We start from the raw sequence: 25,771 nt of genomic DNA, 5'->3' as shown, positions 1-25,771 counted from the left end.
GTAGCGGAGGTTCTTACGGAACCCGAAGAACCCGGAACCGCCGGCTGCGGTTCCGGGACTCAACGGCACAAGGGCTCGATCAGAGACCGGAGACCAGGTTGGTGACCGGGGCCGTGTTCAGGCCGGTGACGCCCTCGACGGTGCCGACGGCCGTGTCGACCAGGCCGGAGACCGGGGCAATGCCGTCGACCGTGTCGGTGACGGTGTTCACGGCGTTCACGGACAGGCCGCCGGAGATGGCGTCGAGCTGGGCGTCGGCGATCTCGACGGTCTCAACCTGGGGGGTGGAGTTCATGATGGAACTTCCCTTCGTATGGATATCTCATCAAGGGGGGAGCGGCCCCCTCTGGGGACAGATGACGGCCGCGACCGCGAGTGCCGGACTCCCGTTTCCGAGATGCCCTGTGTGGCCCCGCGATGCGATGGATCAAAGCACGCTGCGGGCGCGCGCTTCCAATCAACCACCCGTCTCACCAGGCAACTTGCGACCCAGCCGCACCGAAGAGTGCAGGTGTGCGCACGCCATCGTGGCGAGTTCTTCACATGCGCCACGGCATCGGCTCATTCGATGCCTTACTCCTCGGGGCGGCGAATCCGGCACTCCCACCCCAAAGGCGTGACCTACGCGACGGGCGGGTGGACAACCCTCGGCTCGGTGACCGGGTTGAGCATTCGATGTGCAGATTCGCTGAAGGCGGGATTCAACTCGACGATCGCAACAGATCGTTCCCATGCGAATACGGACCGTGTCGGTTCGGGGGGTCGGGATGAGGCGCGTGGCTGAAAGGCCGTCATCCGGCCAGGGTCGCCGCCGGGGGGCAGGGGCCGGAGCTCTGGGCCCGCCTTCGTGACCAGGGCGGTCGCAGACCGCGCGGTCGGTGCGTGGGCGGCGGGAGTTGGCCGATTCCGCGATGCGAAGGGATCACTTGCAAACGGAATTGAACGCCCCATGCGGCCCGTGCGTACCAACAGCCATCCAGGCGCCCCCCAACTGCTGCCGGACGGCGGCACATACTCCGTCCCCCAGGAGGACAGAAGTTTGAGTCACAAGCGAATCCCGAAGCGCAAGGCCGCGATAGCGGCGGGCAGCGTGGTGGCGCTGGGCGCGGCCGCGATCCTGCTCCCCAACGCCAACGCGTCGCAGGACGGTTCGTCCGACGACGCGGCCGCCGCGCCGAAGACCCTGAAGGCGGGCGACGCCTCGGATCTCGCCTCGCAGCTCTCCGGGCTCCTCGGTGAGGCGTTCGGCGGCTCCTACTACGACGGCGACAGCCAGCAGCTCGTCGTCAACGTCGTCCCGGGCGACAACAACAACGTGATCGTGCAGGCGAAGGCGGCCGGCGCGAAGGTGCGCGAGGTCGAGAACAGTTGGTCGGAACTCCAGGACGGGGCGTCGACGCTGAAGTCCGAGGCGACCATCGCGGGCACCTCGTGGTCGATCGACCCGCGCACCAACAAGCTCCTGGTGACCGCCGACAGCACCGTGACCGGTGCCAAGTGGGACAGACTGGAGAGCACCGTGCAGAGCCTCGGCTCCGGCATGGCCACCATCAAGAAGTCGTCGGGCACCTTCAAGCCGTTCGTCTCCGGCGGTGACGCCATCTTCGCGGGCGGCTCGCGCTGCTCCCTCGGCTTCAACGTCACCGCGGGCGACGGTTCACCCGCCTTCCTGACGGCCGGTCACTGCACGCTCGGCGGCAACGAGTGGTCGGACTCCCAGGGCGGTCAGCCGATCGCCACCGTCGACCAGGCCACGTTCCCGGGCAACGGTGACTTCGCACTCGTGAAGTACGACGACCCGGCGACCGAGGCGCCCAGCGAGGTCAACACCGGTGACCAGACCGTCCAGATCACCGAGGCCGCCGAGGCGACCGTCGGCCAGCAGGTCTTCCGGATGGGCAGCACCACCGGCCTCAACGACGGCCAGGTGCTCGGACTCGACGCCACGGTGAACTACCCGGAGGGCACCGTCACCGGCCTCATCCAGACCGATGTCTGCGCCGAGCCCGGCGACAGCGGTGGCTCCCTGTTCACCCAGGACGGTCTCGCGATCGGCCTGACCTCGGGCGGCAGCGGCGACTGCACGGCCGGCGGTGAGACGTTCTTCCAGCCGGTGACCACCGCTCTGGAGGCGGTCGGCGCGACGCTCGGCGCGGGTGGCGCAGGCGGCGCGGGTGGCGCCGGTGCCGGTGACGAGGCCGGTGCGGGCGAGGAGGGCGGTGCCGGTGCCGGTGCCGGCGAGGAAGCGGGCGCCGGTGAAGAGGCCGGGGCCGGCGGCGAGGCCGGTGCCGGTGCCGGTGAAGAGGCCGGTGCCGGTGCCGGTGAAGAGGCCGGTGCCGGAGAGCAGGCCGGTGGCGAGGAAGCGGGCGCCGGAGCCGGTCAGGACGCGGGTGCCGGCCAGGACGCGGGTGCCGGCCAGGACGCGGGCGCCGGTCAGGACGCGGGCCAGGGCGTCGAGGACAACTCCGGTCTGACCGAGTCCCGCTGACCTGAACCCGTCGGCCTTCGGTCCGACGTCGCCGGCCCGGTTCCGCCCCCTTCCTGGCGTGACCGGGCCGGCCCACAGGTGTTCCCAGCCACCGTCCGGCCTGGATCGCGGTTCCGGCCGGCGGTGAACCGGGCCGGCCCTCCGGCGGGAGGACCGGCCCGTCCGTGTGCCCGCCTCGTGATCGCCACTTCAGGGGCGCCGGGCTCCTTCGATCCGCGGCTCCGCCGCGAGGACGCGACCAGCCACGACGCGGACCGGCCCTGCCTCATCCGATCGCCCTGAGCAGCAACAGGGCGATGTCGTCCAGCCGTTCCTCCCCGTCCGTGCGGCGCCGGTGGTGGACGAGGTTGTCGGCCAGCTCGTTCAGCGGCCGGTCCCCGGCGTCGGCCAGGTGCCGGCCCAGGTCCGCCAGCGCCTCCTCGAAGTCCGTGCCGGGGGCCTCGACCAACCCGTCGGTATAGAGGACGAGCAGGGAGCCGGGGGCGAGGGCGACCTCCGTCGTCGGGTACACCGCCGAGGCGTCGACGCCCAGCAGCGGGCCGCCCGCCAGATCCAGCACGCGCACCTTCCCGTCCGGCCGTCTCAGCAGCGGCGGAGGATGACCCGCCCGGGACATCACGGCCCGGCCGTGCGCCGGGTCGAGCCGCAGATACAGACAGCTGGCGAACAGTTCGGCCCCCAGGTCGAGCAGCAGCCGGTTGGTGCTGCGCATGACCTCCTCCGGTGCCTGGCCCACCGCCGTGTACGCGCGCACCGCGGTGCGGACCTGCCCCATCAGTCCGGCCGCCGTGACGTTGTGGCCCTGGACGTCCCCGATCACCGCCGCCGCCTTGCCCTGGGCGCGCACCAGGTCGTAGAAGTCGCCGCCGATGTCCATGCCCTGCGTGGCCGGCTCGTAGCGGGCGGCGGCCTCGATGCCGGGCAGCGACGGCAGGGAGTGCGGCAGCAGCGCCTCCTGCAGACCGTGCGCCAGCCGGTGCTTGGCGTCGTAGAGCAGTGCCCGCTCCAGTGCCTGGGCGATCAGCCCGGCCAGGCTGGTCATCACCGCCCGCTCCTCCGTGGGGAAGTGGTGCGGCTCGGCGTAGGAGAGCACGCACGTCCCCACCGGCCGGCCCTGCGCGATCAGCGGCAGATAGGCCCAGGCCGCGAACCCGTCGGGCGTCGCGAGCCGCGCGGGGTAGAGGCGCTCCAGGTGTTCCTGCGACTCGAAGAACGCGGGTACGCCCGTCCGCAGCACATGGGTGCCGGGCATCGGCTCGGACAGCGGGGTCCCGTCGAACCGCTCCACCACGCGCGGGTTGCGGTACCCGCGGTGCCCGAGCACGCGCAGCCGGTTCGCCCGGGAGCCCAGGACCACCAGGGCCTGGCTGCCCACGGCCGGGGCGATCTCGTCCGCGACCAGCTGCACCACGTCCTGCACCCCCACCGCCTCGGTGAGCGCGCTGGCCAGGTCCAGCACCTGCGACATCGTGACCAGCCGGGACGGCTTCCCGTCGGCCGGAGGTGCGGCCCGGTTCATCTCCGACACGGCCCGCGACCTGGTGATCCGGACGCTGAGGCCTGTCGTGCTCGGGTACAGCCGGAACGACAGCCACTCGCCGGGCGGGCGCAGCGCCACGAACGAGGAGGTGTGCTGGCTCATCAGCGCGGCCCGGTAACGGTCCTCGTACACCGGGTCGTTGAGCCACGGCACCGACGCCCACAGCTGGGTGCCCAGCAGCCGGCTGACCGGGACGTTCAGCAGCTCGGCCGCCGCCGCGTTGACGAAGCCGATCCGCCCGTGCAGATCCAGCGAGACCAGCCCGTACGGCAGCCGGCTCACCATCCGGGCCGCCTCGACGGTACCGAGCGTGCCGGCCATCCCGCCCACCAAGGGGGAGGCGAGCAGATCGCTCTCGGCGTGCGGCGGGACGCCGATCTCGGCGGCCCGCTCCAGCCGCACCGCCAGCCGGCCGCAGGCCGCGACGAGATGCTCGCGCTCCCGGTCCGACAGCTCCGGAGGGTGCCCGCCCGGCCAGGTCACGAAGACGGCGCCGTACACGGCGGTCTCGGTGGCGATCGGCACCGCGGCCAGCGCGAACGGATAGGGCAGCACCACGGCGATCCGCGGATAGCGGCGGGCCATCTCCTCCTCGCCGCCGACCCACACGAGCTCCCGCTCGCGCGCCGCGTCGGCGACCGGGATCGGCGCGCTCATGCCCACCCGCTCCCAGGGCGCCGCGAACGCCCGGGGCAGCCCCGCCATCACCGCCATCTCCAGCACCGGCTGGTCGGACGCCAGCAGGTACACCGCACCCGAGTGGGCGTGCACCTCGTCCATCATCGAGGCCAGCGCGAGGGAGAGCAGCGGTCGGCCGACCGGCGTCCCGGCGGCTGCCGGCGCCTGTGCGGACGACTGCCCGTCGGACACGCCGACCACCTCCTCGCACGGCCGCGCGACCGGGCCCAGGAACAAATCTCCCCCCTGGCGGGCCGTCGCGCACGACGAGGGCCATGAGGAGGGATTCCCGGTTACCGTCGGTCACAGGCACGCGGCCTCATGGAAGGCGTTTCTCGTACCCCGACCGCCGCCACCCATGCCCCCAAACTCGAAGCGCGGACGGGCGTACGGGCGCCATGCGTGCGCCCCCGCGCACCTTGATGGCCGGTTCTTCGCGCCCACGCAGGGTCACGGTCGCGAAAAATAGGGCACGCGCTCCACAGGACGAGGGGGCGCGTTCGAGCCGAGGGGGTGGCAGTGATCCGGGTGCTTCTGGTGCACGACGAGTGTCTTGTGCGGTCGGTGCTGGCGGAGTGGCTGCGGGGGGAATCCGATCTGGCGGTGCACGACACGTCGTGGCGCGGGGCGCGGGGCATGGTGCGGTCGGTGCGGCCGGACGTCTGCGCGGCGGACCTGGAGTGCTCGGACTCCTACGGCATCCCTCCGCTCGGCGAGTTATCCCGGCCCGGTCCGGACCGGGCGCGCCCGCGCTTGCTCGTACTCGCCACCGCGAACCGGCCGGGCCTGCTGAAACGGGCGGCCGAGGCGGGGGCGCTGGGCTACGTCGACAAGGAGGGGTCACCGCAGAACCTGCTGCGCGGGATCCGGCGCGTCGCCGAGGGGGAACGTTTCGTCAACGACTCGCTGGGCTTCGGTTTCCTCAAGGCGGCCGAGATGCCGCTGACCCGGAGAGAGCTGAGCGTGTTATCCCTCGCGGCCGAGGGAGCCTCCATCGCCGAGATAGCCGGGAGCCTGCACCTCTCCCACGGAACGGTGCGCAACTACATGGCGGCCATCACCCGCAAGACCGGGGCCCGCAACCGCATCGACGCGATCCGCATCTCCCAGGGACAGGGCTGGCTCTGACCGGCGCCGGGACGGTGCGGGAGCCCAGCTCCCGACGAGGTCCCGGTACAGCGCCGAGGACCGCATCAGCTCCTCGTGGCTGCCGTACGCCGTGCTCCGGCCGTCCATCACCAGCACACGGCCGGCGCGGCGGGCCGAGCTGATGCGGTGGGCGACGACCACCAGGGTCCCGCCCGGCCGCGCGGCGAAGGCCCGCTCCGCGCGCTCCTCCGTCTCGGGGTCCAGGTGGCAGGTCGCCTCGTCGAGCAGGGCGAGCGGGGCGCACGACAGGTAGGCCCGGGTCAGCGCGACCAACTGACGCTCACCGGCCGACAGGGCCGCCGGATCGACCGGCGCGCCGAGACCGCCGAGCCGGTCGGCCAGCGGGGCGAGCCCGACCGCCTCGGCAGCGGCCTGAAGTTCCCCCTCCGGCACCGGGTCCGGGCGCAGATAGGCGAGATTCTCGGCCAGAGTCCCACCGAATACGTATGCCTCCTGGGGGATGAGCACCCGAGCGGCGGCCGCCGCCGGACCGGGCACGGGACGTCCATTCACGCTGATCGTGCCCCGGTCCGGCGTGAGGAGCCCGGCGACGAGGGCGGTGAGCGTGGACTTGCCGATGCCGCTGGGACCGACGACGGCCAGGTGCGAGCCCTGCGCGAGATCGAGGTCGAGGTCCTGGAGGACGGGGGCGCTCGCCGGGCCGTAGGCGAAGGTGACCGAGGCGAGGCACAGGGCCGGGGGAGTGGTGCCGCGCGGGCGGCCGGCACCGGTGGGCGCGCGGCCGGGCGAGTCGGCCTCCCCTGCCGCTCCCAGAAGCGAGCCGCGGGCCCCGTCGGCCCGGGCCCCGGGACCGGGATGCGGTCCCGCGCCCCGGCTTGTCGTGTCCGCAAGGCGCTGGTCCGCTGGGGGTTGGGTGCCGTCGCTGGTTTCGATGGTGTTTGTTGCCGGGGTTCGGGTGCTGTCGCCGGGCTTGCCGGAGCTCGACGCCGGGGTTCGGGTGCTGTCGTCGGCTCCGCCGGAGCTCGCTGGCGGGGGCGGGATGCCGTCGCCGTGCTTGCCGGAGCTCAACGCCGGGACTCGGGTGCTGTCGCTGGTCTTGCTGGTGCTTGTCGCCGGGGTTCGGGTGCTGTCGCCGGGCTTGCCGGAGCTCAACGCCCGGGCTCGCGTGCTGTCGTCGGCCCCGCCGGAGCTCGCCCCCGGGGATCGCGTGCCGTCGTCGGCCCCGCCGGAGCCCGTCGGGGCCAGTCGGCGCAGGACCACCGTCAGGCGGGAGCCGCTGGTGCCCAGGCCGTGGACCAGGTTGCGCAGGGCGGGCAGGAGCGACTGGGTGACATAGGAGAGGGCACCGACCAGGGCGCCCGTGGTGACACCGTGGGCCAGGAGCCAGGGGGCTCCGGCGAGCAGCAGCACGATCGGCAGCTGGCCGCCGAGCGCCAGGGCCGCCACCCGCAGCACGCCCCAGTGGGCCAGCGCACGTGCCGCCCGCAGCTCCGCCTCGATCCGTTCGCCGGTGCTCGCCGCGATGTGCGACTCGGCGCCGGTCGCCGTGATGTCCCGCAGGCCGGGGCAGACCGTGCCCAGCTGTCCCGCGAGTGCCTCGTCGGCGACGAGGAAGGCCTCCTGCCGCCGGGCCAGCGGCCGCAGCGTCACCGCGAACAGCGCCACTCCCGCGGCCAGGGGCGGCCCCACCACCAGCAGCAGCGGCGGGGCGAGCGTGAACAGCCCGGCCAGGGCACCGGCGGCGGTGAACAGGAAGGAGCGCGAGACCATCACCAGCCCGGCGAAGGTGTCCCGGGCGATCTCCACCTGCTGGGTGAGCCCCGACAGGGAACCCGCGTCGCCACTGCGCACCCCGCGCGAGACCACCCGCTCCACGAGCCGGTCCCGGAGCGGTTCGACCAGGGCGGCGACGGCCGCGTAGACCCGGGCGGTCCCCCACGCGCCGAGCAGGACGCCGACCCCGGTCACCGCGAGCCAGACCAGCCCGACGTCCGGCCGTCCGCGCAGGAACCCCGCGTCCAGGGCCCGGGCGGGCCCGTACCCGATGAGGAAGGTCTGGCCGGCCTCCAGCACGGACCAGGCGGTGAGCCGCAGCAGGACCCGTCGGCGGGCCAGCAGGAAACGCAGTCCCCGGGTGGGGAGGCCGGCGGCGGCAGCGGTCATGCCCGCACACTCCTGTCGGTGTCGGTCGCGGCGGACGGCGGCCCTTCCCCGAACACCGCCCGGTACTCGGCGACCCGCCACAGCTCCTCGTGCCGCCCCACCGCCCGCACCCGCCCCCCGTCCAGCCAGGCCACGGCGTCGGCGCACGCCGCCGTGGCGCTGCGGTGGGCGACCAGGAGCCGGGTGCGGTCCGGTCCGTCGCCGAGGAGGGCGTCGGTGATGTGGCGTTCCGTCACCGTGTCCAGGCTGGAGAGGGCGTCGTCGAGGATCAGCACGCGCCCGCCGTGCGCGAACGCCCGGGCGAGCCCCAGCCGTTGGGACTCACCGCCGGAGCGCGGGGCGTCGGTGACGTCCGTGTCGTATCCGTCGGGGAGCCGGCGGACGAAGTCGTCGGCCAGGGCCGTGCGGGCCGCCTCGCGGATCAGGCCGGGGGAGGGGGACGGCAGGCCGAGGCCGATCGCCTGCTCGACCGTGCCGCCCAGCAGGGCCGGGCGCGCGAAGGCGTAGCCGACGGCCCGGCGCAGGTCGTCGTGGGGCAGCTCGCGCAGGGGCACGCCGTCGAGGAGCACCTCGCCCGCGTCCGGGTCGGACAGCCGCCCGGCCAGGGCGGCCAGCAGCGACTTGCCCGCGCCGGACCGGCCGACCACGGCCAGGGTCGTGCCGCCCGGCACGACGAGGTCCACCCCGTCGAGCACGGCGCGTCCGCCCCGCCGGGCGGTCACGCCGCGCAGTTCCAGCCGTCCGGGGCCGTCGGGCAGACGGCGCGTACCGAACGCGGTGGCGGGCTCGGTCTCGACCTCACCGAGGCGGCGGGCCGCCGCCCGGGCCCGGGCCAGGCCCGCGAGCCGGCCGACCATCACGCCCACGCCCGTCGCGAGCACCGCGTACCGCGAGGCCGCGAGGACGTCCCCCACCGACAGCCGGTCCCGGGCGAGCAGCACTCCGGCCACGGCGACGACACCGAGATGCAGCAACGGGGCCACGGCGATCGCCTGCGCGGCGGCCCGCCCCTGCACCCGCCACATGCGGTGCCCGGCCCGGGACAGGGCGGCCAGCGGCCGCAGGACACGGGCGGTCTCCTTGTCCTCGGTCCCCGCCGCCCGGACGGTGCGGACCCCCTCGACGGCCTCCGCCAGCGCCGCCGCGATCCGGCCCTGGGCCTGCTGGTAGCGCGCCGCGCTCTCGGAGGTGTCCCGGGCGACGGTCCGCAGGAGGAGGGTCAGGACAGGGGCTCCGGCCAGGAAGACGGCCGCGAGCGACCAGTGGATCACGCCGAGCGCGACCACACCGCCGACCGGACCGGCGAGGGCGGCCGGCAGAGCCGCACGGGCGGCGGGCGTGGTCCCCGCCTCGGCGGCGTTGCCCACCAGCCGCGCGACGAGATCACCGGAGCCGAAACGATCCGTGGCCCGCGGGCCGATGCCCAGGACGTGCCCGGTCAGCCGGCGGCGCAGCCAGCCGGTGCTGCGGGCGTCGACGGTGCCGGTGAGCACGGTCTCGGCCGCGTCCAGCAGGGCCAGCAGCAGGACGAGTCCGGAGCAGTACAGCACCCAGCGGGTCGCCGGGGCCTGCGCCAGCAGCAAATCGAGGGCCCGGCCCAGCGCGGCCGGCAGCAGCAGTCCGGCACCGGTCGCGGCGATGCTCACCAGACACAGTGCCGCGCAGCGGGCTCCGCTGTGCCGGGTGGCCGCACGCAGCAGCGTGCGCGCGTGTCCGGCCGCGGCGTCGTCGTCGGCACGCGTGGTCATACGGGCCTTTCGTGGGACGGGGACGGACCCCGGGCGGCCCCTCCCCGAAGGGAGAGAGCCGCCCGGAGCCGTGCAGACCTGATGTCAGAGACAGAGCAGAACGCTCGCGGCGCTGATGCAGGAGAGCAGGCTGACCGTGCTGGCGCCGCCGCCGCCGGTCGTCCGCTCCTCGGTCTCAATGGTCTGCAGGTCGAGAAGTGCCATGGTGTGTCCTTCCATTGGTTGTCCGTCCGTGGTCATCCGTGGGGACGGGGTGGTGTCACGACTCCGCCGGGTGGCGGAACCGCGTCAGTGGGGCCGCCGGCTCGGCGGCGGGAGGAACGGCAGGTGGGCGTCGGTCGCCGGGTCGAGGGCCGCGCCGAGCGCCAGCAGGCACCCTGCCGTTCCGGTGGCGAGGTCCATGGAGAGCCGCATCATCTGGTGGCCCGGGAAGGCCAGTTGGCCTTCGTACGCCATCGCGAACCAGCCGAGTCCGGAGATCTGGCCGGCCAGCCGCTCGTCGGTCGCGCCCGGCGTGGTGGTGCGGCTGAGGTGCAGGATCATTCCGGCGCGGCCCTGGAAGAGACCGGGCTGCGCGTAGAAGCGGGAGGTGGCCGCGGTGAGCACCCCGGAGCGGGCCGGCCCGAACTCCCCGGCGAGGCCGGGGGAGTGGGCCACGAGGTCGTCGAGGACCATGCCGAGTCCCGCGCTGCCGTCGCCGAGGTAGGGCAGGGTCCGCCAGCCCTCGTCGACCTCCAGCGACCCGTTCTCGCGGGTCACGCAGGACTCCAGGTCCCGGCGCAGGGCCACGGCCGCCGCCTCCAGCCAGGCCTTCTCGCCGGTCCACTCGTACTGCCGCAGCATGAGCAGTGCCGGGCCGCTCGCGCCGCGCAGCAGTCCGGCGCGCCGCCGGGACGTGGCCGGGACCGGCTCGGTGAGGCGCTGGACCAGGATCCGCGCGGCCTCGTGGGCCCGCTCGCCGAGCTCCGCCTCGCCGGTCGTGCGGGCCAGGTGCCCGAGGACGAGGCCCAGCCCGGCCAGTCCGCCGTGCAGGTCGGAGGAGAGGTTCTGCCACCGCTCCGCGAGGATGCCCTCGACCAGGTCGAGCGCCCGCTGACGATGGCCCAGCCGGTCCAGGACCAGGGCGACACCCGCGAGCCCGTCGTACAGGCCGAGCGGCGTCCCCACCGGGGCCGGCGCCGTCCGGGCCAGCAGCCAGCGCTCGCCCTCCTCGTACCGCTCGGCGCCCGACGCGTCCAGGGCGTACAGCACCCCCGCGGCGCCGTGGGCGAGTCCGAGTCCGCCGCCGTCCGAGAACTGGGCGACGTCGCCGGGGAAGAGCCGGTCGTCACGGTCCGGGGTGGCCGAGGCGAGGATCGCCTTGACCATCGAGTCCCGGCTGTACGGCCAGTCAGCGGGATCCACCGGCGAGGAGGGAGCGGCCACCGTACGGCCGGACACCTCCCGCGTGATCTCCGTGACCGCCTCGTCGAGAAACTCCCGCGGCACGTCCGGGAACTGCTCCGCGATCACCTCGGCCAGATGCGCCGCCTTGCCGCGGTCGACCACGAACAGCGTGGTCACGGGCAGGAACAGGGCCAGGCGCAGACAGGCCAGCGCATAGCGGTCGACATCCGCCCCCCGGCGGTCCGGGGGCGCGAAGAAGCCGGGGTGGGCGACGACCTGGCGGCCGTTCTCCTCGGCGGGGGCCGCGGCCTCGAAGTCGAGGAGGAAGACCGACTCCTCGTCCGGGCCGACCATGATGTTGAAGACGTGCAGGTCGTTGAAGACGATGCCGCGCGCGTGCACCGCCGCCACCGCCTCCTCCACCTTGCGGTGGATGCGCAGTGCCCACGCCGTGTAGGAGGCGACGGCCTCCGGATCGGGGTCCTGGGCGAGCAGCGGGTGCCGCTCCGCGAAGAAGGAGTTGAGCGGACGGCCCTCCAGGAAGTCCATCACCAGGAAGCGGTGCCCGCCGAGCTCGAACCAGTCGCGCACCTCCGGGACCACACCCGTGCCCGCGACCTGCTCCAGCGCCCGCTTCTCCCGCTCCAGCCGGGCCACCGCGTCGGCGCCGTCCGAGGCCAGCCCCGCGTGCGGCCGGCCTTCCTTCAACACGACCTTGCGCCCGTCCCGGCTGTCGGTGCCCGCGTACACGCCGCCGCCGTTGGAGAAGTGCAGCGCCTTCTCGATGCGGTACGGCAGCTCGCCGACCGTGGTGGTGTTGCGCGCGTCGAGGTGCGGCTGGAGGAACGGCGGCAGCGTCACCCACTCCGGCACCTGGAAGGACGGCGACCGCCGGTCCGGCACCAGCCGCCCCTCACCGTCCTGCACCGCCGGGACCAGCGAACCCCGCTCGTCCACGACGAAGGAACGCGCGAAGGCGCCGTACCGGACGTACAGCGGGCCCTCGCCCCAGCGCAGGTCCGTGAGGATGTACGGCCCCTCGAACCCCTCCAGCAGCGCGCCCAGCTCGCGCAGCACCACGTGCAGCTGCTCCTCGTCGGCCGGGTAGACCGTGACGAACTTGCCGCTGCCGTCGCGAGGCGCGTACTTGGTGTTGCGCAGATGCAGCAGGTGCGGACCCGGCACGAACTTGAAGGGGACGCGCCGCTCGACGCAGTAGTCCCAGACGATCCGGGCGACCTCCTCCGCGTTCGCCCGGACCGCCGACGCATGGATCTTCCAGCCCTGTGCCGGACCCGGCAGCGGCTCGCCGTCCGTACCGCACGGCGTCATCGTCAGCCAGTCGCCGATCCGGGCCGCCTCCCACCCCTCGGGAACCGGCCGGCGGGCCGTCTCGTAGAGGTGCGCGGCTGTCCCCTGCCCGCTCCGTGCCAGCCGGTCCGGCGTCTCGTAGAAATGCCGGTCGGCCAGCGCGTACACCTCGTACCGCTTGTCCATGCGTCCCCCTCCTCGACGGGCACCGAGCCTTCCAGCCACGCGACAGGCCTCGACAGTCACCGCTGTCACGAGATCCCCGTGCGAAACGCATGCGTAAAGACATGTTCGATGCCTTTCGAGCGCCCGCTGCGGTGCGGGTTCACGGAACGCTCACAGGGGCTGCGCAGGTGTCTCATAAGCGCTGTAATGGCCAACGTGGTCACTGAGGGCGCCCGAGCACGCGGAACGCGAACGCTGCGTGCCGAAGATGCCCTCAGGGCGATCGCGGCCGACGAGGAGTCGCCCGATCGGGTGCGCCGTGTCCTCGAACAGGCACTGGTCTTCGCCGGTGCGGCGTTCGCCGCCGTGTACGCGCCCAGCCAGGACGGCGAGCTGCTGTGCCTGGTCGAGTCGGCCGGGGTGCCGAGGACGCTGTATGGACTGCGCGACAGCTACCCCCGCGCCGGGCGATCCCCGGTCGCCGAGGCCCACCGCGACGGACGGCCGGTCTCGCTGGATCCGGCGGAACTCGCGGAGCACGCCCAGGCGCGGCGCGTGCCGTCCCAGGACTTCCACCTGACGGTCCTGCCCGTGCGGGGAGACGGCGGGGGCTGTCTCCTCGCCGTGAGCGAGCGCCCCGACGGGTTCGACCCCGACGACCTCGAGTGCCTGGCGCTCGTCTCCGAGGCGGTCGCCTTCCGCGACCCGGCGGCGCCCGCCGAGGGAGGCGAGCTGGAGCCGGGCGCGTTCAACCTCGCCATGGACACCGGCCGGGTCCGCGTCGGAGACGACCTGCTCGACCTGTTCGGCCTGGACCCCGTGGACTTCGACGGCCGGGTCGAGACCCTGCTCGGTCTGACCGTGCCGGAGGACCTGCCCTCGCTGATGTCCGTGGTGGAGGCCGACCACATGTCGATCGGCGACCGCGAACTCGAGTTCCGCGTCCTGCAGCCCACCGGGCCGCCGAAGTGGCTCCGGCTGCGCGGCCGGCTCCTGCCCGGCGGCGAGGGACGCCCCGCCCGGCTCGTCGGCACCGTCGCCGACGCCTCCACGCTGCGCTCCGACGTCACCGACGTGGCGCGCGTCCAGCGCCTGGCCACCGCACTGGCCACCGCCGTCACCGTCCGCGACGTCGGCAAGGCCGTCGTCGCCGCGCTGCGCCGGCCGCTTAGGGCCGACCGCATCGCGCTGGCCGAGCTGGAGGGCGACCGGCTCGTCGTCACCGTCCTCGACCCGCCCGAACCCGAGGCCTGGCCCGAGGTGTGGCGGTCGGAATGGCGCACCGAGTGGCCCGACGCGCCCGTGCGCGCCATGCCGACCCTCGCCGCCGCCCTGCGCGAGGGCCGCGCCCGGATCTGGCCCGCAGGCAGTCCCCTGGAACGCGCCCTGGCCGAGGTCGGCCCCGGCGGCCTCGCCGTCCTGCCGCTGCCCGCCGGGAACCGCATGGCCGGGGCCTGCCTGATCGGCTGGGACGCCCCGCACGACTTCGGCTCCGACGAGCGCGCCCTGCTCACCGCCTGCGCCGGCCTCGCAGGCCAGGCCCTGGTGCGGGCCCGTGCCTTCGACGCCGAACACGAACTCGTCGGCATGCTCCAGCGCCAGCTGCTGCCCCGCCGCCTGCCCCGGCTGCCGGGCGCGGTGGCCGTCGCCCGCTACCTGCCCAGCACCGCGGGGCTCGAACTCGGCGGCGACTGGTACGACGTCATCCCCCTGCCCGATCACCACGTCGCCCTCGTCATCGGCGACGTCCAGGGCCACAGCGCCGGCGCCGCCACCCTGATGGGCCAGATGCGCACCGCCCTGCGCGCCTACGCCGTCGAGGGGCATCCGCCCGACGTGGTGGTCGCCCACGCCAACCGGCTGCTCATGGACATGGAGAGCGACCTCTTCGCCACCTGCTGTTACGTCGACATCGACCTGGAGGAGGGCTCCGCCTGGTGCGTGCGCGCCGGGCATCTGCCGCCGGTGCTGCGGTACCCCGACGGCACGACCGAGATCGCGGAGTTCGAGGGCGGCCCGCCCCTCGGTGTGATCACCCAGGCCGAGTTCCCCATGAGCCCGCTGCGGCTCCCGCCCGGCACCGTGCTCGCCCTGGCCACGGACGGGCTGGTCGAGACGCCCGACTCCGACATCGACGAGGGCATGGACCGCCTCGCCGCTCAGCTGGCCGAAGCCGCCCCCGTCGACCTGGGCCTGCTCGCCGACGCCCTCCTCGGCAACGCCCCGCGCAGCGACGACGTCGCCCTGCTCCTCCTGCGGTACGACGGCATGGAGCTGCGCCCGCTGCGGGAGAGCTGGACGGTGTGGCGGGTCCCGCAGGCGGTAGGGCACGCCCGCCGCTTCGCCCGGCGCACCCTGCGGTCCTGGGGCGTCACCGAGGACCTCGACGCCGTCCTGCTCGTCGTCTCCGAACTCGTCACCAACGCCCTCGTCCACACCGACGGCCGGGTCCGTATGGACCTCACGCTCATCAACAACCGTCTGCGCGTCGCCGTCGCCGACGCCTCGCCCCGCTCGCCGGTCCGGCCGACCAGCATCGGCTGGGAGGCCACGGGCGGCCGGGGCGTCCTCCTGGTCGAGGCGATCTCGGCGACCTGGGGCACCCTGCCGGTCAGCGGCGGCAAGCAGGTCTGGGCGGAGCTGGTGCTGGGGCGGTGAGCGGCTTTCGCCCGTACCCGGTGACCAGGCCGGATCACCGGGTACCCGGGCGGCGCAAGACGGAGAAACCCGCAAGGAGCCGAAGGAAGAGGAACGTCATGGCTCAGCATGTCCGCGACATCATGACCAGCGATCCGGCCACGGTCGAGCCGCAGACCTCCGTCGCCGAGGTGGCGCGCATCATGCGCGACGAGGACCTCGGCGTCGTCCTGGTGACGGACGGCGACAATCTGCGGGGACTGGTCACCGACCGCGACCTGGTGGTCCGGTCGATCAGCCGGGGCGGCGACCCGGAGCGGACCACCGTGGCCGGCGCGTGCAGCGACGACCTCGTCACCGTCAGCCCCGACGAGAACCTGGCCCACGCGGTGGAGCTGATGCGCGAGCACTCCGTGCGCCGGATCCCGGTCGTCGACCACGGGCACCCCGTGGGCATCGTCTCCCTGGGCGACATGGCCGTGGAGCGAGACCCGGAGTCGGCGCTGGGCGACATCAGCGCCGCACGGCCCAACACCTGACCGGCAGCACCTTGCGTACGGTCCCGCGCACCCAGCGTGCGCGGGACCGTCGTGCGAGGTGTGAACAGCCGTACGGTCACCGGGAGTTCAGCGTGCGCTCGAGGCGTCACCGACCGGCGTTTGTTCGGTTTGTCCCTGGGCACTCGAACACCAGCGGATGCAGAAGGAAGATGATGAGTCGTGACGCCCATGGACACCACTGACAAGCCCGTCGTCCGCCGGCCCGAGACCGGCTGGTCGAAGGCGCGCCGCCTGCGCGGGAAGGCCGCGCTGCGGACCTGCCTCCCCGCCGTCGAGGACCGGGCGAGCACCGGCACCGCGCGCGCCGAGCCGGACTGGAACATCGTGCGGGGCGAGGACTGACCGCTCCCCGGGGAGCCGCTCGGTGACGATCCGGGTAACTCCGCGCGTCGACAACCAAAAGAAGTGATGTTCACATCCGCCGGATCACGACTAAGGTGAGCCGAATGAAGGCTCTCGTGCTGTCCGGCGGCGCAGGAACAAGACTGAGGCCGATCACACACACGTCGGCCAAGCAACTGGTCCCAGTGGCCAACAAGCCCGTGCTGTTCTACGGGTTGGAGTCGATCGCCGAGGCCGGCATCACCGACGTGGGAATGATCGTCGGGGACACGGCCGCGGAGATCGAGGAAGCGGTGGGTGACGGGTCGAAGTTCGGCCTGGACATCACCTACATCCCACAGGAACGGCCCCTGGGGCTGGCTCACGCGGTACTGATCGCCCGCGACTACCTCGGTGACGACGACTTCGTGATGTACCTCGGCGACAACTTCATCGTCGGTGGCATCAGCGGCCTCGTCGAGGAGTTCCGGGACAACCGGCCCGACGCCCAGATCCTGCTCACGCGCGTGGCCGACCCACGCGCCTTCGGTGTCGCCGAACTCGACCCGTCCGGCCAGGTCGTCGGCCTGGAAGAAAAGCCCGACCAGCCGAAGAGCGACCTCGCCCTGGTCGGCGTCTACCTGTTCACCCCCCTGATCCACGAAGCGGTGCGCGCCATCGAGCCGTCCTGGCGCGGCGAACTGGAGATCACCCACGCCATCCAGCACCTGATCGACTCCCGCGCGGACGTGCGCTCCACGGTCATCGAGGGTTACTGGAAGGACACCGGCAACGTCGGCGACATGCTCGAGGTGAACCGCATGGTCCTCGAGGCCATGGAGCGCCGCATCGACGGTGAGGTGGACGACGCGTCGCAGACCATCGGCCGGGTGGTGGTGGAGGAGGGCGCGCGGATCGTCGACTCCCGCATCGTCGGCCCCGCCGTCATCGCCTCCGGAACGGTCATCAGCAACTCCTACGTCGGCCCCTTCACCTCCATCGCCGAGAACTGCCGGATCACCGACAGTGAACTGGAGTTCTCGATCGTGCTGCGGGACTCCTCGATCCTGGGCGTCGGCCGGATCGAGTCCTCGCTGATCGGCCGGCACGTCGAGGTGACCCCGGCCCCCAGCGTCCCCAGCGCCCACCGCCTCGTCCTCGGAGACCACAGCAAGGTGCAGATCACTTCATGAACCTCCTCGTCACCGGAGCCGCCGGGTTCATCGGCTCCCGCTACGTCCGCGCACTGCTCGCCTCGGACGCGCCCGACGCGCCGCGCATCACCGTGCTGGACAAGCTCACCTACGCCGGCACCCTCGACAACCTCGAACTCGGCCACCCCCGGCTGGAGTTCGTGCAGGGCGACATCTGCGACGCCGAGCTGGTCGACAAGCTCGTGGCCGACGCGGACCAGGTCGTCCATCTCGCCGCCGAGTCCCACGTGGACCGCTCGATCACCGGCGCGGCCGACTTCGTGCGCACCAACGTGCTGGGCACCCAGACCCTCCTCGACGCCGCCCTGCGCCACGGCACGGGCCCCTTCGTGCACGTCTCCACCGACGAGGTCTACGGCTCCATCGAGTCCGGCTCGTGGCCGGAGGACCATCCCCTGCAACCGAACTCCCCGTACTCGGCCTCCAAGGCCTCCTCCGACCTGCTCGCCCTGGCCTACCACCGCACCCACGGCCTGGACGTGCGCGTCACCCGGTGCTCCAACAACTACGGCCCGCACCAGTTCCCCGAGAAGGTCATCCCGCTGTTCGTCACCAACCTCCTCGACGGGCACAAGGTGCCGCTGTACGGCGAGGGCCGCAACATCCGTGACTGGCTGCACGTCGACGACCACTGCCAGGGCATCGACCTCGTCCGCACCAAGGGCCGGCCCGGCGAGGTCTACAACATCGGCGGCGGCACCGAGCTCACCAACAAGGAGCTCACCGGCCTGCTCCTGGAGGCCTGCGGCGCGGACTGGGACCGGGTGGAGTACGTCGAGGACCGCAAGGGACACGACCTGCGCTACTCCGTCGACTGGTCCAAGGCCCGCGACGAACTCGGCTACCACCCTCGTCACGACTTCGGTGCCGGCCTCGCCGACACCGTCGCCTGGTACCGGGACAACCGTGCCTGGTGGGAGCCCCTGAAGCGGCGCGTCGCCCAGGAGCGCGCATGAGGTGGCTGGTCACCGGGGCGGGCGGGATGCTCGGCCATGACGTCGTCGAGGAGCTCGCCCGGCGCGGCGAGGACGTGGTGGCCCTCGACCGGGCCGCCCTGGACATCACCACGCCCGAGACCGTCGACAGGGCGGTCGCCGGCCACCGGCCCGACCTCGTCGTGAACTGCGCCGCCTACACGGCCGTCGACGAGGCCGAGACCGACGAGGCCCGCGCCCTGGAGATCAACGGCGAGGGACCGCGCCTGCTGGCCCGGGCCTGCGCCGCCCACGACGCCCGCCTGATCCACGTCTCCACCGACTACGTCTTCTCCGGCGAGGCCCGCACCGACCCCTACCCGGAGGACCACGGGCCTGCCCCGCGCACCGCCTACGGCCGCACCAAGCTGGCCGGGGAGCGGGCCGTGCTGGAGGAGCTGCCCGGACGCAGCGCCGTCGTCCGCACGGCTTGGCTCTACGGGGTGCACGGCGCTAACTTCGTGCGGACCATGATCGGTCTCGAAGCCCGCCGCGACACCGTCGACGTCGTCGACGATCAGCGCGGGCAGCCCACCTGGAGCGCGGACGTCGCCGAGCGGATAGCCGGTCTCGGCGTGCGGCTCGGTCCCGGCGCGCACGGCGTCTTCCACGCCACCAACTCCGGTGAGGCCACCTGGTACGAACTGGCCCGCGAGGTGTTCTCCCTCGTCGGCGCCGACCCGGACCGGGTGCGCCCCACCACCAGCGCGGCCTTTCCCCGGCCCGCGCCCCGCCCGGCGTACAGCGTCCTCGCACACCGCCGGTGGCAGGAGATCGGCCTGCCGCCGCCGCGCGACTGGCGCTCCGCCCTGCACGAAGCACTGCCCCGCATCCGCAAGGAGTCCTCTTCGTGAAACGCCATGAGTTCCTCCGGGAACTGCACAAGGTCAGCGCCAATCGCAACTACCTGGAGATCGGCGTCAACGACGGCCGCAGCCTGACGCTGTCGCGTGTCCCCAGCATCGCGATCGACCCCGCCTTCAAGGTGGTCTCGGAGCTGAGGTGCGACGTCCACCTGGTGAAGGCCACCAGTGACGACTTCTTCGCCCGCGAGAACCCCTTGCAGCACCTCAAGGGCGGCCGTCATCCGCTGCGCAACCTGCGCCGCGGCCGCAGCCCGATCGGCTACTGGCGCCGCACGACCCTGGACCTGTCGTTCATCGACGGCATGCACCTCTTCGAGTTCGCGCTGCGCGACTTCATGAACGTCGAGAAGTACTCGGACTGGGGCAGCGTGATCGTCCTCGACGACATGCTGCCGCGCAGCGTCGACGAGGCGGCCCGGGACCGGCACACCAACGCCTGGACCGGGGACGTCTACAAGATCACCGAGGTGCTGGCGCGCTACCGCCCCGACCTGGTGACGGTGCAGGTGGACACCGCGCCCACCGGCCAGCTCGTGGTCTTCGGCGCGGACCCGGACAACCGCGTCCTGCATGATAAGTACGACGAGATCATGGCCGAGTACAAGGTGCCCGACCCGCAGAAGGTCCCCGAGGCGATCCTGGAGCGCGCCGGGGCGGTCCGCCCCGAGGCCCTCCTGGAGGCGGGCTTCTGGCGCCCCCTGGCCCAGGCCCGCAACCGCGGCCTGCCGCGTTCCATCGGCTGGGAGCCGCTGCGTCGCTCGCTGGAGCAGGTGGGCGTCAGCCGCTGACCCCTTCGACGCGCGCGGCCTGCGGCCCCTGACCGCAGACCCGAGCGGCGGTGGGCAGGTTCCCCGGGTGCCACGGTCAGGTCCACGGACCTGACCGTGACACCGGACGTCAGTGCTTCCCGGTCTTGAACCGGGGCACCACCCTGCGCCGCGCCGCGCCGAGCACGCGTCGCGCGCCCCGGGCCAGTCGCAGGGCGACGCCGGGACCCGGTACCGGAACGACCAGGACGTCCTCGCCCGTGGCGCGCAGGGCGAACGGCAGGCCGGTGAAGCGCGGCCGGTCGGCGGAGGGCGTCAGGCAGAGGGCCACTCGCCAGGTGCCGCGCGAGAGGTCGTCGGCGGGCAGGGCCGCTCCCAGGAGCGCCCCCGACCCCTCCGCGGTGGGGGAGAGCGTGCCGGGCGCGTCGAAGTACCGCTGGGAGGACACGAACCGCAGGCGCACCTCCGTGTCACCCGGGACGTGCAGGGGGAGCAGCGCGCGGAACCGGCCCCCGGAGACGGTGACGTCGGACTGCTTCACCCGGCCCAGCCCGAGCCGCTTGCCGCGCGTGCCCAGCTCCAGGGAGAGGTTGCCGTGCGGCTCGGTCCAGTACGGCAGGGCCGAGCGGCTCCCGACGATCCCGGCCTCCGGTGCCGGCCGGCTCTCCCGCGGCGCCGGACCCAGCCGGCACTCCTTCGTCCAGCCGCCCAGCTTGACCCGGACCACCGCGTCCCAGGCGCCGTCACGCGGCAGGGCCGCCGGGTCGACGGTGGCGGTCGCCCGCAGCACCAGCCGTACCTCCTCGCCGTCCCCCACCGGTACGGTCTCCCGGGTCAGCCGCACGGGCTGGAAGTACTGCGCGGCACTGGACCGCTCCCGCAGCAGCAGGTCGGCGGTGGCCTGCCCGAAGCGGGCGGCGGTCTGCGCGGCCACCCACTCCACCGCCTCCGTCACGTCCTTGGGCGTGTCGTTCAGCGGTGCCGTCTCGACGTCGGCCGGGAAGGTCATCGGCTGGTCGCCCGACACGTACTCCGCGGTGAAACCGATGCTGACGGAGCCGTCCCGCCACTCCACGTGCTCGGGAGCCGCCTTGGGCGCGACACCCGCCTCCCACTGGGCGAAGGACACGACATCGTCGTACCGGTCGGCCGCGGTGAGGGCGGCGACGACCTGCTGCGTCGGCTGCATCGCGGCCGCCACCCCGGGCCCGAACCGCTCGACGACGACCTGGTGGATCTCCGTGAACAGTTCTCTGCGGTAGTCGTCCGGCAACTGCAGGAAGCGCCGGGCCCGCAGCCGCTCGACCATCTCCACCCGCAGCCAGCGGCGGAAGAGCTTGTCACGTACCGGGCCGGGCTCGGTGTACCGCTCGACGACGTCGAGGGCCTCACGGAGGTTCTTGAAGTAGCCGACGGGGTCGAAGCGTTCGAAGCCCGCGTTGGAGCCGTCGTCGCGCCGGATGTGGTAGTAGCAGACGTAGTCGCTGAGCACGGAGACGTTCTCCGCGCGCAGGTACGCCTCGGCGATGAAGACGTGGTCCTCCAGCCGCCGCCTGCCCTCGGGGAAACGCAGGCCGATGCGGTCCAGGAAGGCCCGCCGGATCATCTTGTGCGGGGTGAGGCTGTCGATGAGCGGCGCGTTCTCGACCGTCGCGCGCGGGTGGTTGCGGCGGAACAGCTCCACCGGCACCCCCCGGCCCTTGCCGGCCATCTTGCCCACCACGACATCGGCGCCGTTGGCCACGCCGTAGTCGTACATCCGTTCCAGGGCCTCGTCGCCCAGGTAGTCGTCGTTGTCGACGAACATGACGAACTCGCCCCGGGAGGCGGCGATGCCTACGTTGCGGGGTTTGCCCGACCAGCCGGAGTTCTCCTGGTGGATGACCTTCACCCGGGGGTCCTCGGCGGCCAGCGCGTCGAGCCGGGCCGGTGTCTCGTCGGTCGATCCGTCATCGACGAAGATCACCTCGTACTCGTCGGGAGGCAGCGACTGCCTCTGCAGCGAGGAGATGCAGTCCTCGATGTAGACCCCCGGGTTGTACACGGGGATGATGACGCTGACCTTGACCGGCATCGGGATATCGGGCCCCTTCGGGTCGCTTGCCGTAGACGTCCTGTCTTACTGCGCGTTGCCCGATGCTAACCCGGCCCGGAAGGCCGCCCCGCACTTCGATACCGGGCCGTGATCATCACCGCCCGCGGTACAACTGAGCTGCCGCTTCTGTCTGTTCACGGTCAAGCGAGTTCCGGGGTGGAGCGGTCGGCAGCCCCTAGGCTGAAGGCGTGCGACTGCTCCTCATGTCCGACACCCACCTGCCGAAGCGGGCCAGGGAACTGCCCGCGCGGCTGCTGGCGGAACTCCCGCGGGCCGACGTCGTGTTCCACGCCGGCGACTGGGTCGACACGGCCACCCTCGACCTGCTGGAGGACCGCTGCCGCAGGCTCGTCGCCGTGTACGGCAACAACGACGGCCCGGACCTGCGCGTCCGGCTGCCCGAGGTGGCCCACGCGGAACTGGGCGGACTGCGCTTCGGCGTGATCCACGAGACGGGCCCCGCCCAGGGCCGGGAGAAGCGCTGCGCCGCCCGCTTCCCCGACCTCGACGTCCTGGTCTTCGGCCACAGCCACATCCCCTGGGACACCACGGCCCCCACCGGCCTGCGCCTGCTCAACCCGGGCTCCCCGACGGACCGCCGCCGCCAGCCCCACTGCACCTACATGACCGCCACCGTCGCCGACGGCCTGCTCACCGACGTGGAACTGCACCGGCTGCCGGCCCGCACACCGCGCTGACCGGGCTCGGCCGCACCCTGACATGATCGCCGCATGGCTCGGGGCGAGGGGTACCTCCTGGACAACCGGCAGAGTGAGGCCGGCACCCGCTTCGACGCGCTGGCGGCCCTCTTCGACGCGTCGACGTTCCGGCACTTCGAGGCGGTCGGGATCGACGAGGGATGGCGCTGCTGGGAGGTCGGGGCCGGTGGGTCGAGCGTCGCCGCGTGGCTCCACGCGCGCGTAGGCCCGGGCGGGCGCGTGCTCGCCACCGACATCGACGTGTCCTGGGCCGAGACCGCCGCCATCGCGGAAGTCGAGGTACTCCGCCACGACGTCGCCCGCGACGAACCCCCGGCCGGGCCCTTCGACCTGGTCCACGCCCGACTCGTCCTGGTCCACGTGGCCGAGCGCGATACGGCGCTGCGCACGATGGTCCGAGCACTGCGCCCGGGCGGTGGCTGCTGGTCGAGGACGCCGACCCGGCGCTGCAACCACTGATCTGCCCCGACGAGTACGGCCCCGAGCAGGAGCTCGCCAACCGGCTCCGTACCGGCTTCCGCCAGCTGATGCGGCAGCGCGGCGCCGACCTCGCCCACGGTCGCAGGCTGCCCCGGCTGCTGCGCGAGGCCGGCCTCGCCGACGTGGAGGCCGACGCCTACTTCCCGGTCACCTCGCCCGCGTGCGACGTCCTGGAGGCGGCCACAGTCCGGCAGGTGCGCGACAGACTCGTCGCCGAACGCCTCGCCACGGACGAGGAGATCGAGCGCCACCTCGCCAACATCGCGGCCGGACGTCTCGACCTCGCCACCTCCCCGATGATCTCGGCCTGGGGGCGCCGGCCGGCAGGCGACGGCTCGCAGCCCTGACGCACGGCATGCGTGGCGGCGAGCCCGCGCAGCGGACGGTGGACTTGGACCCGGTCGTTCAGCCGGGCAGAGCCGACAGGTGGACGAGGATGCCGCACACCGCGTCCACGATCTCCCGGGCCTCCCCCTCGTCCTCGCAGTCGCCCAGCTCGCGTGCCGCCCCGCCGATGACGGTGGTCAGCACTCTCACCCGAACCCGGCCGACACGTCGCTTCTCGTCCACCTCCAGGAGCCGGGCGTTGCGCCGTACCCACGCGCGGTCCCACTGGCGGCGCAGCGCGTCGAAGCCGGCGGGGCCGTCGTCCTCCACCAGGAGCATGGCGAGACGACGGTTGTCCCAGGCCCCCTCCAGATAGGCCCTGGCTCCCGCGACGAAGAGGTCGACGGGATCGTCCACGCCACGCTCACGCTCGGCGGCCAGCGTGGCCGCGGTCCGGCGCTCCTGCTCCTCCCGGAACTCCTCCCAGAGGGCGAGGTACAGACCGCGCTTCCCGCCGTAGTGCTGAAAGAGGCTGCCCACCAGGAGGCCGGAGCGCGCCGCGATCTCGGTGAGGCCGGCCTCGGCGTAACCGCGCTCGGTGAACACCTCGAGGGCCGCGCCCAGCAGGGTGTGCCGAGCCGAGCCGTCCGGCTCGGCGTGCACGTCCGGCAGCCGCGTCGTCGCCTCTCGGTCCGGTTGCCTGCGTGGCGTCTGCGTCCCCGTCGTCTCCACGATTCCACTCACTGGTGTTCTCCGTCTTCCATGGCCCCGTCGCGGATGGCGAGGGCGACCAGCAATTCCAGGAGGTCGGCGATCCGGCGCGGATTGCGCCCGGTGCGTTCCTCGATGCGGCGCAACCGGTAGTGCGCCGTGTTGTGGTGCACCCGCAGCCGGTCGGCGGCCAGCCGCAGGTTGAGATCCGCCTCCGCGAAGGCCCGGATGGTGGCCGCCAACGGGTCGCCCCGTCTTCGGTCCTCCTCCAGCAGCGCACGCACGCGGGGATCGACCAGCTGGCGGGCGAGGTCGTCGGCACGCAGCGCCAGGTAGTCGAAGGGGGACAGGCGCGGCAGTGCCGCCACCCCGCCTTCGTCCGACACCAGATCGAGGGCGGCCCGGGCCTCCTCGTGGGCGCGCGGCAGTTCGCCGGCGCCCCGGGCGACGGTGCTGATGCCCATGGCGAGCTTGGTTCCCTCGCCTGCGAGCCGCCGCTGCACGGCCTCGAAGTGAGCGCAGATGTCCTCCGCGTCCATGCCGGTGCGGACCACGGGCACGGCCACCACCTCGCCGTGGCGGACGACGACCAGGGTCCGGCCGGCCCAGGGCCCGGCGACGCTGAGGGACGCGCTGGTCGCGTAGCCGTGCTCGGCGGAGGTGAGGTCGCCGGTGCGGGTGTCGTCGACGCACACGGCCACGACCGCCATCATCGGCGAGTGCGGCCCGATGCCGTACGCCTGGGCCGCGGCGAGCAGGGGGCCGCGCGTCGGTGCCGCGCCGGACAGAAGTTGGTCCAGGAGATCCCGGCGCTCCCGGTCCGCGTCAGCGACCACGTGCTGCTTGTACTCGACATAGGCCTGTGCGGCATGGGTGCTGGCGTAGTCGACGTACCGCATCAGCGGGGTGACGAGTGACAGCGCGGCCTGCTGTGCTTCGGCGGACGGGCCCGCGCAGTCCAGCAGAGCGTCCCACAGCACCTGCCGACCCACCCGGAACGCGCTGATCCAGTCCTCCAGAGCGAACCCCGCGCGCGCCCTGCGCATGGCTGCCGCGCGGCTGAAGACCAGGTCCTCGGGGGCGATGTCGCGGTCGCCTGCCAGCGCCGCCAGCTGCATCCGGTAGTGGGTGAGCACCTGGTCCCGTACGTCGTTGAAGAACCGTTCGTCCTGTAGGGCGTACGACGGGATCTCCGTGCGCATCACCGTGACGGTGGTCTTCGCGATCTCCTCGAGCCGATCCTGCACGGCGTGCAGGATCCGCTGCCGCTCCCGGCTGAGCGGTTCGGAGAGTGCGGGGGCGCCCTGGGCGGGACCACGAGGCATGGCGCCGATCGTCGCTGTCCGCCTCGTGCCCCGTCAACAGGCGCGGGGGAGGAGATGCCCAGGTGGTTGGGCGCGGCGCACAAGTCGGTGGCCGCGAAGTTGGGTGCTCGCACCCAATGTGCGCCCGGAAGACCCCCACCTACTGTGACGCTCGCTCACCCCCCCAGCACCTCGGAAGGGGCGTCA

At 72.9% G+C, this 25,771-nt stretch carries 18 protein-coding genes and 2 pseudogenes; 11 read left to right on the top strand and 9 right to left on the bottom strand.

Annotated elements, in window-relative coordinates:
• Positions 1 to 79: 79 nt before the first annotated feature.
• Positions 80 to 295 carry a hypothetical protein gene (locus ABEA82_RS25455; protein WP_020270762.1) on the bottom strand — a complete coding sequence of 72 codons (216 nt, stop codon included), beginning with the start codon at positions 293 to 295 and terminating at the stop codon, positions 80 to 82.
• 744 nt (positions 296 to 1,039) lie between these two features.
• Here ABEA82_RS25455 and ABEA82_RS25450 point away from each other — a divergent pair.
• The gene (locus tag ABEA82_RS25450) at positions 1,040 to 2,488 is read left to right on the top strand and encodes a S1 family peptidase (RefSeq protein ID WP_345663970.1); all 1,449 of its coding nucleotides are present in this window, start codon (positions 1,040 to 1,042) and stop codon (positions 2,486 to 2,488) included.
• Between the two features lie 265 nt (positions 2,489 to 2,753).
• On the opposite strand, the gene ABEA82_RS25445 is transcribed toward ABEA82_RS25450, so the two are convergent.
• Entirely contained in the window at positions 2,754 to 4,907 is a 2,154-nt protein-coding gene (locus ABEA82_RS25445; RefSeq protein WP_425588559.1) for a PP2C family protein-serine/threonine phosphatase, read from the bottom strand.
• 435 nt (positions 4,908 to 5,342) lie between these two features.
• Here ABEA82_RS25445 and ABEA82_RS25440 point away from each other — a divergent pair.
• Positions 5,343 to 5,750, top strand: a pseudogene (locus ABEA82_RS25440) (response regulator transcription factor); the annotation flags it as partial.
• Here the strand turns inward: ABEA82_RS25440 and ABEA82_RS25435 are convergent.
• From ABEA82_RS25435 to lanKC, 4 genes are all read right to left on the bottom strand, one after another.
• Entirely contained in the window at positions 5,673 to 7,979 is a 2,307-nt protein-coding gene (locus ABEA82_RS25435; RefSeq protein ID WP_345663968.1) for an ATP-binding cassette domain-containing protein, read from the bottom strand. The pseudogene ABEA82_RS25440 and the gene ABEA82_RS25435 sit on opposite strands and share 78 nt — an antisense overlap.
• Positions 7,976 to 9,727, bottom strand: coding sequence for an ABC transporter ATP-binding protein (locus ABEA82_RS25430; RefSeq protein WP_345663967.1), 1,752 nt, complete (start codon positions 9,725 to 9,727; stop codon positions 7,976 to 7,978). Before ABEA82_RS25430 ends, ABEA82_RS25435 begins: the two co-directional genes overlap by 4 nt.
• 84 nt (positions 9,728 to 9,811) lie before the next feature.
• Positions 9,812 to 9,931 carry a SapB/AmfS family lanthipeptide gene (locus ABEA82_RS25425; RefSeq protein WP_345663966.1) on the bottom strand — a complete coding sequence of 40 codons (120 nt, stop codon included), beginning with the start codon at positions 9,929 to 9,931 and terminating at the stop codon, positions 9,812 to 9,814.
• Positions 9,932 to 10,015: 84 nt separating this feature from the next.
• On the bottom strand, positions 10,016 to 12,610 hold the full coding sequence (lanKC, locus tag ABEA82_RS25420) for a class III lanthionine synthetase LanKC (protein ID WP_345663964.1): 2,595 nt from the start codon (positions 12,608 to 12,610) through the stop codon (positions 10,016 to 10,018).
• A gap of 186 nt (positions 12,611 to 12,796) precedes the next feature.
• Between lanKC and ABEA82_RS25415 the strand changes: the two genes are divergently transcribed.
• The 7 genes from ABEA82_RS25415 to ABEA82_RS25385 all read left to right on the top strand — a co-directional run bounded on the left by ABEA82_RS25415 (position 12,797) and on the right by ABEA82_RS25385 (position 19,949).
• Positions 12,797 to 15,247 (top strand): SpoIIE family protein phosphatase, encoded by a 2,451-nt coding sequence (locus ABEA82_RS25415; RefSeq protein ID WP_345663963.1) that lies wholly within the window; start codon positions 12,797 to 12,799, stop codon positions 15,245 to 15,247.
• 98 nt (positions 15,248 to 15,345) lie between these two features.
• Positions 15,346 to 15,765 carry a CBS domain-containing protein gene (locus ABEA82_RS25410; RefSeq protein ID WP_345663962.1) on the top strand — a complete coding sequence of 140 codons (420 nt, stop codon included), beginning with the start codon at positions 15,346 to 15,348 and terminating at the stop codon, positions 15,763 to 15,765.
• Positions 15,766 to 15,945: 180 nt separating this feature from the next.
• Positions 15,946 to 16,128, top strand: coding sequence for a hypothetical protein (locus ABEA82_RS25405; protein ID WP_345663961.1), 183 nt, complete (start codon positions 15,946 to 15,948; stop codon positions 16,126 to 16,128).
• A 104-nt stretch (positions 16,129 to 16,232) separates the two neighbouring features.
• Positions 16,233 to 17,300, top strand: coding sequence for a glucose-1-phosphate thymidylyltransferase (locus tag ABEA82_RS25400; RefSeq protein ID WP_345663960.1), 1,068 nt, complete (start codon positions 16,233 to 16,235; stop codon positions 17,298 to 17,300).
• Positions 17,297 to 18,277, top strand: a complete 981-nt coding sequence (gene rfbB, locus ABEA82_RS25395) for a dTDP-glucose 4,6-dehydratase (protein WP_345663959.1) — start codon at positions 17,297 to 17,299, stop codon at positions 18,275 to 18,277. Before ABEA82_RS25400 ends, rfbB begins: the two co-directional genes overlap by 4 nt.
• Complete coding sequence (gene rfbD / locus ABEA82_RS25390; RefSeq protein WP_345663958.1) at positions 18,274 to 19,149, top strand: dTDP-4-dehydrorhamnose reductase; 876 nt, start codon at positions 18,274 to 18,276, stop codon at positions 19,147 to 19,149. The genes rfbB and rfbD overlap by 4 nt, the downstream gene beginning before the upstream one ends.
• Entirely contained in the window at positions 19,146 to 19,949 is an 804-nt protein-coding gene (locus ABEA82_RS25385) for a class I SAM-dependent methyltransferase (RefSeq protein ID WP_345663957.1), read from the top strand. The genes rfbD and ABEA82_RS25385 overlap by 4 nt, the downstream gene beginning before the upstream one ends.
• Before the next feature lie 109 nt (positions 19,950 to 20,058).
• Here the strand turns inward: ABEA82_RS25385 and ABEA82_RS25380 are convergent, their stop codons facing one another.
• On the bottom strand, positions 20,059 to 22,002 hold the full coding sequence (locus ABEA82_RS25380) for a glycosyltransferase family 2 protein (protein ID WP_345663956.1): 1,944 nt from the start codon (positions 22,000 to 22,002) through the stop codon (positions 20,059 to 20,061).
• Between the two features lie 209 nt (positions 22,003 to 22,211).
• Here ABEA82_RS25380 and ABEA82_RS25375 point away from each other — a divergent pair, with 209 nt between their 5' ends.
• Positions 22,212 to 22,721: a metallophosphoesterase family protein gene (locus ABEA82_RS25375; protein ID WP_345663955.1), complete on the top strand. Its 510-nt coding sequence runs from the start codon at positions 22,212 to 22,214 to the stop codon at positions 22,719 to 22,721.
• Positions 22,722 to 22,754: 33 nt separating this feature from the next.
• Positions 22,755 to 23,569: pseudogene (locus ABEA82_RS25370) on the top strand (methyltransferase domain-containing protein).
• Positions 23,570 to 23,627: 58 nt separating this feature from the next.
• On the opposite strand, the gene ABEA82_RS25365 reads toward ABEA82_RS25370, so the two are convergent.
• Positions 23,628 to 24,293 carry a TetR/AcrR family transcriptional regulator gene (locus ABEA82_RS25365; protein ID WP_345663954.1) on the bottom strand — a complete coding sequence of 222 codons (666 nt, stop codon included), beginning with the start codon at positions 24,291 to 24,293 and terminating at the stop codon, positions 23,628 to 23,630.
• A complete protein-coding gene (locus tag ABEA82_RS25360; RefSeq protein ID WP_345663953.1) occupies positions 24,290 to 25,585 on the bottom strand; it encodes a PucR family transcriptional regulator in 1,296 nt (431 codons plus the stop codon). The genes ABEA82_RS25365 and ABEA82_RS25360 overlap by 4 nt, the downstream gene beginning before the upstream one ends.
• Positions 25,586 to 25,771 lie beyond the last annotated feature (186 nt).

Source organism: Streptomyces venetus, from assembly GCF_039540295.1.
GTDB lineage: Bacteria > Actinomycetota > Actinomycetes > Streptomycetales > Streptomycetaceae > Streptomyces > Streptomyces venetus.
The sequence above is the reverse complement of the archived record's forward strand: the minus strand, read 5'-3'. Positions and strand labels throughout refer to the sequence as shown.

Coding starts and splice junctions, on each gene's coding strand:
- ABEA82_RS25455 (WP_020270762.1), bottom strand. CDS start 295: ATGAACTCCACCCCCCAGGTTGAGACCGTCGAGATCGCCGACGCCCAG.
- ABEA82_RS25360 (WP_345663953.1), bottom strand. CDS start 25,585: ATGCCTCGTGGTCCCGCCCAGGGCGCCCCCGCACTCTCCGAACCGCTC.
- ABEA82_RS25380 (WP_345663956.1), bottom strand. CDS start 22,002: ATGCCGGTCAAGGTCAGCGTCATCATCCCCGTGTACAACCCGGGGGTC.
- ABEA82_RS25425 (WP_345663966.1), bottom strand. CDS start 9,931: ATGGCACTTCTCGACCTGCAGACCATTGAGACCGAGGAGCGGACGACC.
- ABEA82_RS25430 (WP_345663967.1), bottom strand. CDS start 9,727: ATGACCACGCGTGCCGACGACGACGCCGCGGCCGGACACGCGCGCACG.
- lanKC (WP_345663964.1), bottom strand. CDS start 12,610: ATGGACAAGCGGTACGAGGTGTACGCGCTGGCCGACCGGCATTTCTAC.
- ABEA82_RS25435 (WP_345663968.1), bottom strand. CDS start 7,979: ATGACCGCTGCCGCCGCCGGCCTCCCCACCCGGGGACTGCGTTTCCTG.
- rfbB (WP_345663959.1), top strand. CDS start 17,297: ATGAACCTCCTCGTCACCGGAGCCGCCGGGTTCATCGGCTCCCGCTAC.
- ABEA82_RS25415 (WP_345663963.1), top strand. CDS start 12,797: ATGGCCAACGTGGTCACTGAGGGCGCCCGAGCACGCGGAACGCGAACG.
- ABEA82_RS25410 (WP_345663962.1), top strand. CDS start 15,346: ATGGCTCAGCATGTCCGCGACATCATGACCAGCGATCCGGCCACGGTC.
- rfbD (WP_345663958.1), top strand. CDS start 18,274: ATGAGGTGGCTGGTCACCGGGGCGGGCGGGATGCTCGGCCATGACGTC.
- ABEA82_RS25400 (WP_345663960.1), top strand. CDS start 16,233: ATGAAGGCTCTCGTGCTGTCCGGCGGCGCAGGAACAAGACTGAGGCCG.